Source organism: Butyricicoccus porcorum, from assembly GCF_002157465.1.
GTDB lineage: Bacteria > Bacillota > Clostridia > Oscillospirales > Butyricicoccaceae > Butyricicoccus_A > Butyricicoccus_A porcorum.
In genome coordinates this window covers 1-12,104 of sequence record NZ_NHOC01000014.1, presented here as the reverse complement: position 1 = coordinate 12,104, position 12,104 = coordinate 1, and the positions used below count along the sequence as shown (strand labels likewise).

General features: G+C 50.0%; 14 protein-coding genes and 1 other RNA gene. 7 read left to right on the top strand and 8 right to left on the bottom strand.

All coding sequences use genetic code 11. The features are described 5' to 3' along the window. Window positions 1–228 precede the first annotated feature (228 nt). Window positions 229–879 (top strand): recombinase family protein, encoded by a 651-nt coding sequence (locus CBW42_RS12340; RefSeq protein ID WP_087022134.1) that lies wholly within the window; start codon window positions 229–231, stop codon window positions 877–879. A gap of 369 nt (window positions 880–1,248) precedes the next feature. Here the strand turns inward: CBW42_RS12340 and CBW42_RS12335 are convergent, their stop codons facing one another. Beyond that, window positions 1,249–1,875, bottom strand: a complete 627-nt coding sequence (locus CBW42_RS12335) for a helix-turn-helix domain-containing protein (protein ID WP_087022049.1) — start codon at window positions 1,873–1,875, stop codon at window positions 1,249–1,251. 202 nt (window positions 1,876–2,077) lie between these two features. On the opposite strand from CBW42_RS12335, the gene CBW42_RS12325 reads away from it, so the two are divergent. Both CBW42_RS12325 and CBW42_RS12320 read left to right on the top strand, forming a co-directional pair. Continuing rightward, window positions 2,078–2,293 carry a helix-turn-helix transcriptional regulator gene (locus CBW42_RS12325; RefSeq protein WP_108721064.1) on the top strand — a complete coding sequence of 72 codons (216 nt, stop codon included), beginning with the start codon at window positions 2,078–2,080 and terminating at the stop codon, window positions 2,291–2,293. A gap of 148 nt (window positions 2,294–2,441) precedes the next feature. Then, window positions 2,442–3,509 carry a tyrosine-type recombinase/integrase gene (locus CBW42_RS12320; RefSeq protein WP_165761177.1) on the top strand — a complete coding sequence of 356 codons (1,068 nt, stop codon included), beginning with the start codon at window positions 2,442–2,444 and terminating at the stop codon, window positions 3,507–3,509. 113 nt (window positions 3,510–3,622) lie between these two features. On the opposite strand, the gene ssrA is transcribed toward CBW42_RS12320, so the two are convergent. Together ssrA and smpB are read right to left on the bottom strand one after the other, a co-directional pair. Then, window positions 3,623–3,975: a transfer-messenger RNA gene (gene ssrA / locus CBW42_RS12315) on the bottom strand. A gap of 35 nt (window positions 3,976–4,010) precedes the next feature. Continuing rightward, window positions 4,011–4,478: an SsrA-binding protein SmpB gene (smpB, locus tag CBW42_RS12310; protein ID WP_087022037.1), complete on the bottom strand. Its 468-nt coding sequence runs from the start codon at window positions 4,476–4,478 to the stop codon at window positions 4,011–4,013. A 298-nt stretch (window positions 4,479–4,776) separates the two neighbouring features. On the opposite strand from smpB, the gene CBW42_RS12305 reads away from it, so the two are divergent. The 4 genes from CBW42_RS12305 to nadC all read left to right on the top strand — a co-directional run bounded on the left by CBW42_RS12305 (window position 4,777) and on the right by nadC (window position 8,909). Further along, a complete protein-coding gene (locus CBW42_RS12305; RefSeq protein ID WP_087022034.1) occupies window positions 4,777–5,691 on the top strand; it encodes a ribokinase in 915 nt (304 codons plus the stop codon). Between the two features lie 154 nt (window positions 5,692–5,845). Then, window positions 5,846–6,754 (top strand): quinolinate synthase NadA, encoded by a 909-nt coding sequence (gene nadA / locus CBW42_RS12300; protein ID WP_087022030.1) that lies wholly within the window; start codon window positions 5,846–5,848, stop codon window positions 6,752–6,754. A gap of 12 nt (window positions 6,755–6,766) precedes the next feature. After that, a complete protein-coding gene (locus tag CBW42_RS12295) occupies window positions 6,767–8,083 on the top strand; it encodes an L-aspartate oxidase (RefSeq protein WP_087022027.1) in 1,317 nt (438 codons plus the stop codon). Further along, the gene (nadC, locus tag CBW42_RS12290; protein ID WP_205703641.1) at window positions 8,073–8,909 is read left to right on the top strand and encodes a carboxylating nicotinate-nucleotide diphosphorylase; all 837 of its coding nucleotides are present in this window, start codon (window positions 8,073–8,075) and stop codon (window positions 8,907–8,909) included. The genes CBW42_RS12295 and nadC overlap by 11 nt, the downstream gene beginning before the upstream one ends. Window positions 8,910–9,171: 262 nt before the next feature. Here the strand turns inward: nadC and CBW42_RS12285 are convergent, their stop codons facing one another. From CBW42_RS12285 to CBW42_RS12265, 5 genes are all read right to left on the bottom strand, one after another. Beyond that, on the bottom strand, window positions 9,172–9,543 hold the full coding sequence (locus CBW42_RS12285) for a sulfite exporter TauE/SafE family protein (RefSeq protein WP_087022022.1): 372 nt from the start codon (window positions 9,541–9,543) through the stop codon (window positions 9,172–9,174). Next, window positions 9,540–9,899 carry a sulfite exporter TauE/SafE family protein gene (locus tag CBW42_RS12280; RefSeq protein ID WP_087022019.1) on the bottom strand — a complete coding sequence of 120 codons (360 nt, stop codon included), beginning with the start codon at window positions 9,897–9,899 and terminating at the stop codon, window positions 9,540–9,542. The genes CBW42_RS12285 and CBW42_RS12280 overlap by 4 nt, the downstream gene beginning before the upstream one ends. Before the next feature lie 136 nt (window positions 9,900–10,035). Next, the gene (locus CBW42_RS12275; RefSeq protein WP_165761176.1) at window positions 10,036–10,503 is read right to left on the bottom strand and encodes a PTS sugar transporter subunit IIA; all 468 of its coding nucleotides are present in this window, start codon (window positions 10,501–10,503) and stop codon (window positions 10,036–10,038) included. Between the two features lie 333 nt (window positions 10,504–10,836). Further along, window positions 10,837–11,436, bottom strand: a complete 600-nt coding sequence (locus CBW42_RS12270; RefSeq protein ID WP_087022013.1) for a hypothetical protein — start codon at window positions 11,434–11,436, stop codon at window positions 10,837–10,839. Further along, window positions 11,436–12,104, bottom strand: a 669-nt coding sequence (locus tag CBW42_RS12265) for a peptide chain release factor-like protein (RefSeq protein ID WP_133058313.1), incomplete at its 5' end; no start/stop codon positions are given. The genes CBW42_RS12270 and CBW42_RS12265, both read right to left, overlap by 1 nt.

Sequence of the window (12,104 nt, the reverse complement as noted above, 5' to 3'; positions counted from 1 at the left end):
GTGTGCGGAGACTGCAATGAACAATTCATAGAGGCATAAGGAATGGGCGGCGCAAGCCGCCCGACTTTTTGTAAGTTGTGTTTGTAAAAGTATACTTTAACGAACAGAACAAAAGAGAATGCTTTTGTGTTCGTAAAATACGGCAAAATAATTTGCAAACATGTTCGGAAAATAATTGATATTTACGAACACATTTGCTATAATAAAAACAGGAAGAGGGTGCAAACCATGAGCAAAGAAGTTGGATATGTTAGAGTGTCGAGCGCGGGACAGAATTTAGAGCGACAGATTGAAGCGTTGCGGAAATACGTGCCGGACGAGATGATCGTAACTGACAAGGTCAGCGGCAAAGATTTCAATCGTCCGGGCTACCAGTCGTTGAAGGTAGGTATCGGCAAACTGGTGGAAGGTGACACGCTCTACATTAAATCACTCGATAGACTTGGGAGAAACAAAAGCGAGACGATAGAAGAACTGCGCTATTTCAAAAATATCGGTGTTCAGGTAAAGGTGCTCGATATCCCAACGACAATGATTGACAGGGTTGAAGGGCAAGAATGGGTGTTCGACATGATAAACAACCTGCTGATAGAAGTGCTGGCAAGTGTGGCCGAACAGGAGCGCAAGACAACTAAGCAGAGGCAAGCTGAAGGGGTAGCGTGCATGCCGGTAGATGAGAACGGCAAGAAATACAGCGCGAAGACAGGACGTTATAGAGGGAGACCAGCGTTGACTGCTCCCAAAAACTGGAATGAAGTGTATGCAGCATGGAAAGCTGGAGAAATTACTGCCAAAGAAGCGATGGAGAAAACAGAAACAAAGCGAACCAGCTTTTACAAATTGGTCAAGCTGACCGAGGAAGAGCAGAATAAAAATTAACATTCAAAAAGTACAGATAAAAAGGACAGCGTACGAAGCTGTCCTTTTGTTATTCTGGAGAGAGTAAGGATGGAGCGTTCAGTCGCAGACACCGCGAACGAAGTAAGGAATATGACAACATCATCGGTTTTGTATAGGGGTATATTTTACATTTTTCTGAAAACAGAGTTTTCTATAAATATACTGTTGCGACCGTTAAAAATATTCGGACAGTTTTAAGAAATAACAATAAACATACTTGAGCGTCCGGTATAATAAACCTCTTGCGTGAATATTTATCTAAAAAGCATGATATAAAAAGAGACACAGCTAATAAACTATGTCTCTATAAATGAACGTATATGATGGAAAAATTAGTTGCTGCCAAGATTACTTTTTTTTTAATTTCTTAGGTTCTGGTAATTCCACACATATATCAACGGTATCGTATATCGACTCATCAGACTCGCAAAAATATTCTTGGTGCCAGAATATTACACTTGCATTAGCAGCTTCTTTTGAGGTGTGTTTGACACCTTTTCTAAATGAATCACATATTTTTGAAATTTCTTCAGGAGAGAGCGAAGTATTTTTTAATGAATCTAAAACATCTTTGGGAACAAAACCATCCGGATATAAAACGTACTGTAGGAAATCTCCCAGTGGAGTATATTGATTGTTATATTCACTTTCGAGTATGCAATTTAACATGCCGATGCAATCGTAAGTTTCTGAACTATTATCTCTGACTTTCTGAATCCCTTTGATTGCTTGCTCGGATAAGCCTGTATCAATACAAACAGAGCGATATTCTTCATCTTTATAATCGACTCTTCCGGTCAAATAATCAAGAGAAACTCCATAATAATCCGCAATTTGAATGAGAGTTTTGTAATTTGGAATGTTGATGCCGTTTTCCCATTTATTGTAGTTTGCAAATTTTACACCTAGGTTTTCAGCACATTTACGTTGACTAATAGAACCACGCAACTCTTGAAGCCTGTCTTTTAACTCCATAATTTGACAACACCTTTTAAATGATTAGATAAGAGTTTGAAATAAGTTTAGCAGGATTAGCAGAAAAGTCAACCAAAATATATTTTTATTTTTGAAGATTATAAATCTAATAAAAAAATAAAATGCAAAAATAAGATTAACAATTGACAATCTCGAGGAGGCGTGATAAAATATTTTCAAAAATAGCGAAAGGAGTATTTTTATGGCGTTAAGCAGAGGCAGTACTTTATCCATGCGGCAATGTGCCGACATTCTGGGCATCTCTTTGCCGACGATGTACAAACTGTCAAACAGACCGGATTTTCCGGTGATCGCAGTTTCATCACGTCGAAAGATTGTTCGTGCTGAATCGTTGGAGCGCTGGATGGACGAACAGGAGAAGAAGAGCATGGGTTGCATGGATACAGATGGCTTCTAAAAATAACAATCATCCGGGGATACGTCTACGAGATGATGGTCGATGGGAATATCGAGTACAAGTCCCGGACCCAAAAACTGGGAAGAAAAAGACAGTTTCTCGGTATGCCACCAGCTGTGAGGAGGCCAAGCGGAAACGAACTGACTGGTTGTATGAAATCAATCACGGTGTATATACATCTACAACCCCAATAACGGTTGAAGAGTGGTTTCGGCAATGGCTTCACGAGTATACTGGAAACTTAGCAGCCAGTACATATGACTCCTATGTCAAAAAGACGGAACGATTTATCATTCCTGCATTGGGACATATCAAACTGCAGAAGCTTACGACGCAAGACGTTCAAGGGCTTCTCAATGATATGCAACGAAATCAAATGAACTGGTTGGAGGGCAAAACGCCTGACCATTCGTATTCGGCAAAATATATTCATAACGTACATGGAATTATTCATGTCAGTTTAAAGAAGGCAGTTGGAATCGGATTGATTTCAAAAAATGTTGCCGATGAGTGTACTCTGCCTAAAAAACTTGCTCCGGAAATTGAATCGTTGACCGAAGAGCAGGTTTTGGCTTTTTTAGATGCTGTTGCAGGTCACGAGTATGAGCTTTTGTATAAGATCGCATTGTTTACAGGTATGCGTCAGGGGGAAATTCTAGGGTTAAGCTGGGGAGACATTGATTTTAGGAACGGCTCTGTCACCGTTCGCAGGCAGTTACAGAGGAACGATCATGTGTATGATCGTATCCTTCCGAAGTATGGCAGCGTCAGAAAAATGTATCCCGCACCAATAGTAATGAACCTTCTCAGACAGCAGAAGGAGAAACAGGCTTTATACAAAAAGCGAGCAAAAGAAGCGTGGAATAATCCCATGAATCTTGTCTTTACAAAGCCGAACGGTGAAAACGTGAGCCAATCGACAGTATACAAGCAGTTTAAGAAACTGGTGGAAGCAATCGGGTGCCCGAATGCAAGATTTCATGATTTGCGACATACATTCACTGATATGTCGTTTGCGGCGGGCGATGATCCCCGGACTGTACAAGGAAATCTTGGACATAAGACTGCAACCTTTACGCTGGAACGATATGCGCATTTCAATGCAGACAGCGGCAGACGTTCAGCGCAGAGAATGCAGCATTATATCGAGAATTTGGGTGTTGCAGATGAGGAAGCAGTGGAAGATACAACTAGCATGCCATTAAAAGACGAATAAGTCAAATGTGGTCATAGTTGTGGTCAAACAAACACGGACGGAACGAAAATGACTGTAAAATGCTATAAAAATAAAAAACCATCCAAAATGCAAAACATTTCAGATGGTTTAAATGGTGGAGACGAGGGGAGTCGAACCCCTGTCCGAAAGCACTTCCTCAAGGACTTCTCCGGGCGCAGTCATTTGATTCAAATTCCCTCTGCCGCACGCCAAATGACAGGCTTACGGGGTTGGTAGCTTCATCATTCATGGGCGGGGCAAAGCTTACCCGCCGCACGTTCACCGCTAAATGACGCTCTGTCCCGAGCCGCGATACTCTCAGGCAGAACGGGCTCGCCTAATTAGGCAGCCTGTAAAGAATAATCGTTGTTGTTTAATTTATAAACAGTTGAGGCTTTTAACGCAGCGTCCTCACTGCGGCCCGCTATCCCGGATTCCGCACCTCCGTCGAAACCGGTACGTCCCCGGATAGACATATCAATATCATGGTACTGAACGAAATTACCGGCGCGATTTGAGTGCGCGATCCATCTCGCGTTTTGCGTCGCGCTTTGCGGCGTCGGCACGCTTGTCGTACAGCTTTTTGCCTTTGCACAGGCCGAGCTCCACCTTGACGCGTGCATTTTTAAAATACAGCGACAGCGGGATGAGGGAATAGCCGTCCTGCTTGGACTTGCCGTAGAGCAGCATGATTTCCTTTTTGTGCATCAGCAGCTTGCGCTCGCGCAGCGGGTCTTTGTTAAAGATGTTTCCCTTTTCATAGGGGCTGATATGCATGCCCTTGACGAAAATTTCCCCATCGCGGAAGATGCAGTAGGAATCCTTCAGGCTGACTGTGCCCTGCCGGATGGACTTGACCTCCGTGCCGGACAACTCGATGCCGCACTCATATGCCTGCTCGACAAAATAGTCGTGTCTGGCTTTTTTATTGGCGGTAATCTGCTTTGTGCCCTTCTTGTCAACAGCCATGACAGCGACCATCCTTTCATTTCAGTATCTTATATCATAACGGGATTATAACAGAAAGTCAAGCGAAAAAGATGCACTTTTGCGGCGAAATCCGGCAGGTATGGAAACATTTTACACAGCTGCGGAAAAACAGAGGGGATTGGGCGGGAGATATGGATAATTTACATAGATTTGTTTGGAAACTCTTGTACTTATGCCGCAAACATCCTATAATGTCAGTATACTCCACCTCCCATGCAGCCGGGACAGAGGCTGCCCAAAACATTGGCCAATGGACTGAAAATGGAGGCTGATCTTTATGAAAATACTGACACTGGGATCAATCAATATCGACTTTAACTATTCTGTTGCACATATTACAACGCCGAAGGAGACCCAGGATTCCACCGGTCTGAAGATGTTTCCGGGCGGCAAGGGACTGAACCATGCGCTGACGCTTGCGCGTGCAGGTATGGATGTACAGCTTGCCGGTATGATCGGCGAGGACGGCGTGCAGATGCTGCACATGATTGAAGAGGCCGGCGTGGATACCTCACTGGTGCGCACGCTGGAAGGCGAACAAACCGGACATGCCATCATTCAGGTGGATGAGGTCGGACAGAATGCAATCCTGCTCTACGGCGGTGCCAACCGGAAGATCGATGAAGCATACGTCGACGAGGTGCTGGAAAATTACGGCGAGGGCGATATCCTGGTCTCTCAGAATGAGATTTCCTGCCTGGAGTATATTATCGACCGTGCGTATGAAAAGGGCATGTATATCGTGCTCAATCCGTCGCCATGTACGCAGGAGCTGCTGCGGCAGGATCTGACAAAGGTTTCCATGTTCTTCCTCAATGAGGTGGAAGGACGCGCGATGACCAGCTATGTTCAGCCGGGCGATATCCTGATTCATCTGGAGGAACTGTACCCGGACAGTGAGTTCGTGCTCACGCTCGGCTCCCAGGGTGCTTTTTATAAGAAGGGGGCAAGCCAGTGCTACCATCCGGCACTTTCTGTTCCGGTTGTCGATACAACGGCGGCGGGCGATGTGTTTGAGGGCTATTTCCTCAAGGCACACCTTCAGGGAAAGAGCCCGGCGGAGGCACTGAAATATGCGACCTATGCGGCAGGCCTTGCCATCTCGCATCCGGGTGCGGCATATATCTCCGCGCCGACTGCGGATAAGGTGGATGCGTTTATGCAGCATCCGAAGCACACCACCGACGCGTAAGGCAGGAAAAATGCATAATGGCAGCTGGAAGACTGCAAAAACAGGGTGCTGTACCCGGGAACTGTCTTGCGGGATGCAGGACGGTGTGATATACTATTGTAGATAGACCGTGCAGCAACAGGCTGTACACTGATTATAGGGAGACTATTAGGAAATGAAACAGTTGACAGAGCGCATTGAGCAGCTCAAGAAAGAAAAGGATGTCGTAGTGCTTGCGCACTTTTATGTGGAAGATGACGTGCAGGACATCGCCGATTACATCGGGGATTCCTATTATCTGAGCAAGATTGCGGCAGACGCTCCGCAGAGTACCATCCTGTTCTGCGGTGTGCGTTTTATGGGCGAAAGCGCGAAAATCCTCAGCCCGGAAAAAACCGTCCTGATGCCGGATCTCACGGCGGACTGTCCGATGGCACATATGATTACGCCGGAAGATGTCGCAAAGATGCGTGAGCAGTATCCGGGCTGTGCGGTTGTCTGTTATATCAATTCGACCAGCGAGACCAAGGCAGTGTCCGATGTCATTGTTACCTCGGCAAATGCAAAGAAAATCGTGGAATCGCTGCCGAACGAGGACATCTGTTTCATCCCGGACTGCAACCTCGGCCGTTTCCTGCAAAAGGACATGCCGGGCAAGCGCTTCCATTTCCATAACGGCTGCTGTCCGATTCACAGCCGCGTGACGCCGGAGGGCATTGCCGCAGCAAAGGCGGAGCATCCGGAGGCAAAGGTACTGATTCATCCGGAGTGTGTGCCGGAAGCCGTCGCCATGTGCGATTATGCAGGAAGCACCTCGGGCATCATCAAGTATGCGACTGAATCGGACGCAAAGGAATTCATCATTGTCACCGAACCGGGTGTCATGCATCGCCTGCGCACACAGAATCCGGACAAGACCTTCTATCCGTTCGAGCAGATGGGTGTCTGCGAGGACATGAAGAAGATCACGCTGGAGAAGGTTCTGCACGTGCTGGAGACATTTGACAATCAGGTCGAAATGCCGGAGCAACTGCGCGAGGATGCAAAGAGCGCACTGGTTCGCATGCGCGAGCTGGCACAGTAAGGGGGAGCCACTATGGAGACTGCTGACATTTTGGTTGTCGGCACCGGTGCTGCCGGATTGTTCAATGCTTTGCAGCTTCCGCAGAGCATGGACGTTCTTGTTATCACCAAGGAAGAAGCCGACCACAGCGATTCCTTCCTTGCACAGGGCGGCATGTGTGTGCTGCTCGACGAAGACGATTACGACAGCTATTTTGAAGATACCATGAAGGCCGGCCATTATGAAAACAACAAGGCATCGGTCGATATTATGATCCGTTCCTCGCAGCACATTGCGCAGGAGCTGGTGGATTACGGCGTGGATTTCCAGCGCGATGAGGACGGCTGCTTTGTCTTCACCCGTGAGGGTGCGCATTCGGAAAACCGCATCCTGTTCCATGAAGACCTGACCGGCCGTGAAATCACCGGCAAGCTGCTGGAGCGCGCGAAGGAACGCGAAAACATCCGCATCGAAGAACATACCACACTGGTTGATCTGCTGTGCGATGAAAAGGAAAACCGCTGCTGCGGCGCCGTTGTGCGCGATGCAGACGGCACCATCCGTGAAATTCGGTCGCGTGCGGTTGTACTGGCAACCGGCGGACTGGGCGGCCTGTTCCGCTTTTCCACCAATTTCCCGCACATTTCCGGCGACGCGCTGGCAATTGCCATGCGCCACGGCATTGAAATCGAGCACATCAATTACATCCAGATTCATCCGACCACACTGTACACAACCAAGCCGGGACGCCGATTCCTGATTTCCGAGTCAGTGCGCGGCGAGGGCGCTTATCTGCTCAATGCAAAGGGCGAGCGCTTTGTCAATGAACTGCTGCCGCGCGATCTGCTCGCAAAGGAAATCGGCAAGCAGATGAAAATTGACAATCGCCCGTATGTCGAGCTTTCGGTTACGCATCTCGACCCAAATTTTGTCAAAAAGCGTTTCCCAAACATTTACAAGCAGTGTCTCGAGGAAGGCTACGACATGACAAAGGAGCCGATTCCGGTTACACCGGGGCAGCACTATTTCATGGGCGGCATCAAGGTCGATCTGGACAGCAAGACATCGATGGACGGCCTGTATGCGGTCGGCGAGACCAGCTGCAACGGCGTGCATGGACGCAATCGACTGGCGAGCAATTCGCTGCTCGAAAGCCTTGTATTTGCGGAGCGTGCAGCGAACCATGCGGCGGCTCATGTTTCTACTGAACAGCCTGTGTCGACGGAAAATATTGCATTTAATGCGGATGAGTATGCCGATATCGACCAGAGAAACCGCAAGGCGGTATTAGATGAAATCAAGCGAAAGGACGAAGCATTTTATGAGCAGTGGCTCCACTATGATTCTTAATATGGACCCGGCGATCCTCAACGCGCTGCGCGAGGACGTCACAAGCGAGGATGTCAGCACCAATGCCATTATGCGTGAGCCGCAGCAGGGCAAGGCAGAGCTGATCTGCAAGCAGGACGGCATTATCTGCGGTCTGGATGTTTTTGCCCGCGTGTTTGAGCTGCTGGAAAGCGGTTCGCATTTCGAGACCTCCTGTAAGGATGGCGACGAGGTGAAAAAGGGCCAGCTGATCGGCGTGATTTATGCCGATATCCGCACGCTGCTGACCGGTGAGCGCACCGCGCTCAACTTCCTGCAGCGCATGAGCGGCATCGCAACCAACACCAACAAGATGGTCAGGATTCTGGAAGGCAAGCACACCAAACTGCTGGATACCCGCAAGACCACACCGGGCCTGCGTATTTTTGAAAAGTATGCGGTTCGCTGCGGCGGCGGCACAAACCATCGTTACAACCTGTCCGACTGCGTCATGATGAAGGACAACCATATCTGTGCAGCCGGTTCGATCACCAAGGCGGTACAGATGGCGCGCGACTATGTCTCCTTTGTCACCCAGATTGAGGTGGAATGCGAGACACTTGAGCAGGTAACCGAAGCGGCTTCCTGCGGTGCAGATGTCATCATGCTGGACAACATGGACAACGAGACCATGCGCCAGGCAGTCAGGATCATTGACGGCCGCGCAAAGACCGAGTGCTCCGGCAATGTCACGGCAGAACGCCTGCTGGAAATTGCTGATATCGGCGTGGATTTTGTATCCTCCGGCGCGCTGACCTATGCGTCCCCGGCGATGGACATTTCGCTCAAGAATCTGACGGCAATCTGAAAACGCATTTCAAAACGCATTATTGTATGGAAAAGCACATGTTTCTCCTGAAACAGGCGCTTTTTTGCACATATTCAGGTGAATGTAATGGTGAAAGAAATGCCGGCATCGCAGTGACTGGTTCAAGGCAAAGGCACGCTGGAATCCGTTTGGATTTCAAGTGTTTTTCACGATAAAGCGGCCCGCATTTGTAGAAATAGTCAAGATTTTCGACTGTTCAGATACGCCTGACAAGCGGGATGCATGTGGCCGGGAAGACAGTTTATCGTGACGTCCGACCCGGTGATTCGGTCTTTGCAAACAGCTCTTTGCATCCCAGCACCAGCAGCAGCACGCCGAATAACCGCCGCAGCCATCCGGTTGGAATAGCGCCGGCAGCGAGCGAGGCCAGCGGGGAGGTGATACAGCCCGCGAGTGCGCACCAAAGCGCCGCACGCATGTCAATCAGATGGTTGCGGAAGTGTGACACCAGTGCGGCAGGTGCACAGCACAGGAAATACAGCAGGTTGATGCCTGCGGCGGCGTACTGCGCCGTGCCCTCAAAGATGGTCAGCCACAGGATGAGCAGTGAGCCACCGCCGATGCCAAAGCCGGATAAAATTCCGGTCGCCGCGCCGACGAGAAACCCGCTCACAGCAGCAGCACCGCGCGCACACCGCCCCACAGAAGCAGCAGCGCAAATGCCTTGCGCAGCAGGGGGACGGATGCTTTGGAAAACAGCAGGCCGGAGAGTATCCCGCCGACCACACCGCCGAGCAGATACGGTGCGGCATAAGACAGGGAAATACCGCCCTTCCAGAAATAAATGGCGGCACTCACCGCAGAAAGCGGGAAAATCACAGCCACCGAGGTAGCAAAGGCGGTTTTTTGCTGCATGCCGAGCCAGCCGGTGAACAGCGGCACAAGAAACAGCCCGCCGCCGGAACCAAAGAAACCGTTTGCGGCCCCGGCGCAGGCTCCGGTGACGAGGTATTTGGTGCGGTCAGTCATTTTACATCCCCCTTGTTTTGCATAGATTAGAAAAAGCACGCCGGGAGAAACGGCGTGCTTTTATCGTAAACAGAAAAGAGAGAGATTATTCAGTAAATGGGTGAAATTTACCGGATGAATGGCAGATGGAAGTCAATCAGCCGACAGATTCGCAGGACAGGATATTGGATTCACCGCGAATGACGTCGCCGCTGGTTACGTGAATGCTGGAGAGCGGTGCATTGGTGATGATGCACGGGAATTCGACCTGATAGCCGTGTGCGCGGATATCATCGACATCACAGGTGAACAGGGTCTCACCGGTCTTGACGGTCTGACCCGGCTCAACGCAGAAAGAAATCTTCGGATTGTGCATCTCACTGTCAACCTCAGCGCACAGCAGCATTTCAATGTCGCGGACGGTATCCAGAATGGTGACAGCATTCTTGGCTTCAGAAACGCGGCTGACAACACAATCGCACGGAGCGGAAACCGTGCCCTCACCGGAGGCCGGGAAAATGGCAACGCCATCGCCCAAAGCCTTGCTGCTCAGGGTCTTGTCATAGATCGCTTCAATCGGAACGCACTTGCCGGTAGCCGGGGAAACAAACTCATAGGTAGTCATAACAATCTTCTCCTCGTGAAGAAATTTTAGTATATTTATGGACGTATGCTGCGTCTTTGCTTTTCGCAAGAAAGAGTTTCGCATAAATGACCCATCTTTTCAATAGGCAAGTTTCACAACGAAAAAATGAATTTTAAAATTGTGCTGTGCGGGTTGACGAAAGCACACGTTTGTTATCAAACAGGACGAAAATCTGTTGAATAGATACAAAATAATTCGGCTTGTTTTATACAGTGTGCACAGTTTTAAAGAAAAACACCGCATAAGTCCATGCGGGCAAAGCAAAAGCCGGAAGGGGGAATTTTCCCGCCTTCCGGCTGTGTAAAAGCTGTGTCAGTCCTGCCTGGTGAGCATGCTGCTGACGCCGCTGTCCAACAGGGCGTTCAGCTCTTCTGTGAGTTTTTGCGCACTGTCCGGGACGGGCGCGCCACTCTCCTCCAGTGCTTCCACACCGTAACGCAGCTGGTCGAATGCATCGACGGCATCCGGCAGCAGCCCGACGGCGGCAGAACGCAGGGCTTCACTGTTCTGGTTTTTGTCCGCGAGCAGCTCGGTCACCGTGTCTGCCATGGAACCAAACGATTCGGCAGCATTGGAAAAGTGTTGCTGTACTTCGGAAAGACCCTCCGGTGCGTCTGCGGCGGCGAGTGCCTCCATCGGCGAACGGATGGCTTCGATGGCGTCGATCAGCACCTCGCGGTCAGAGCTTCCCGCCTGCTGCTGCTTCGCCATGCGGTCGAGCAGGCCGGCCTCCATTTCATACAGTGCGTCAAAAGAATCCGTCAATTGAGCGCTGTACGCTTCGAGCTGCTGCTGGCGCTCCAGTTCTGCCTGATGCTGGTTCCATTTGCTCACGCCTGCCATGGCGCATACGCCGATGACGGCGGCGCACACAAAGCAGAGCAGAATCGTGACTGCGGTTTTCCGGCTCATCACTTGGTCTCCAGCTCACCTGTGGCCTGTGCGGTCAGGTAAGCGTTGATGAATCCGTCGATATCGCCGTCCATGACAGCGTCGATGTTGCTGTTTTCAAAGCCGGTGCGTGTGTCCTTTGCCAGCGTGTACGGCATGAAGACATAGGAGCGGATCTGGCTGCCCCATTCGATCTTCTTCTGGTCGCCCTTGATGTCGGAAATTTTGTCGAGGTGCTCGCGTTCCTTGATCTCGACCAGCTTTGCGCGCAGCATTTTCATACAGTTCTCACGGTTCTGGAACTGGCTTCGCTCGGTCTGGCAGCTGACGACAATGCCGGTCGGCTTGTGGATCAGGCGGACGGCAGAGGACGTCTTGTTGATGTGCTGGCCGCCTGCGCCGGACGAACGGAATACCTGCATATCGATGTCCTCCGGGCGGATGTCGACTTCCATGTCGTCATCGATTTCCGGCATGACCTCGACTGCGGAGAAGGAGGTATGGCGGCGGCCGGACGAGTCAAACGGCGAAATGCGAACAAGGCGGTGTACGCCGGACTCACTCTTGAAGCCATAAGCATTTTCCCCCTCAATGAGGATAGAAGCGGACTTCAGGCCTGCGTCATCGCCTTCAAGATAGTCCATGATTTTGTACGTGAAGCCGTGGCGTTCGGTCCAGCGGTGTACATG

Bases quoted from the DNA above. Each gene is read 5' to 3' on its own strand.
- CBW42_RS12340 (WP_087022134.1), top strand. From the start codon at position 229: ATGAGCAAAGAAGTTGGATATGTTAGAGTGTCGAGCGCGGGACAGAAT.
- nadC (WP_205703641.1), top strand. From the start codon at position 8,073: ATGATTCTTAATATGGACCCGGCGATCCTCAACGCGCTGCGCGAGGAC.
- CBW42_RS12280 (WP_087022019.1), bottom strand. From the start codon at position 9,899: ATGACTGACCGCACCAAATACCTCGTCACCGGAGCCTGCGCCGGGGCC.
- CBW42_RS12305 (WP_087022034.1), top strand. From the start codon at position 4,777: ATGAAAATACTGACACTGGGATCAATCAATATCGACTTTAACTATTCT.
- CBW42_RS12270 (WP_087022013.1), bottom strand. From the start codon at position 11,436: ATGAGCCGGAAAACCGCAGTCACGATTCTGCTCTGCTTTGTGTGCGCC.
- nadA (WP_087022030.1), top strand. From the start codon at position 5,846: ATGAAACAGTTGACAGAGCGCATTGAGCAGCTCAAGAAAGAAAAGGAT.
- CBW42_RS12275 (WP_165761176.1), bottom strand. From the start codon at position 10,503: ATGACTACCTATGAGTTTGTTTCCCCGGCTACCGGCAAGTGCGTTCCG.
- CBW42_RS12335 (WP_087022049.1), bottom strand. From the start codon at position 1,875: ATGGAGTTAAAAGACAGGCTTCAAGAGTTGCGTGGTTCTATTAGTCAA.
- CBW42_RS12325 (WP_108721064.1), top strand. From the start codon at position 2,078: ATGGCGTTAAGCAGAGGCAGTACTTTATCCATGCGGCAATGTGCCGAC.
- smpB (WP_087022037.1), bottom strand. From the start codon at position 4,478: ATGGCTGTTGACAAGAAGGGCACAAAGCAGATTACCGCCAATAAAAAA.
- CBW42_RS12295 (WP_087022027.1), top strand. From the start codon at position 6,767: ATGGAGACTGCTGACATTTTGGTTGTCGGCACCGGTGCTGCCGGATTG.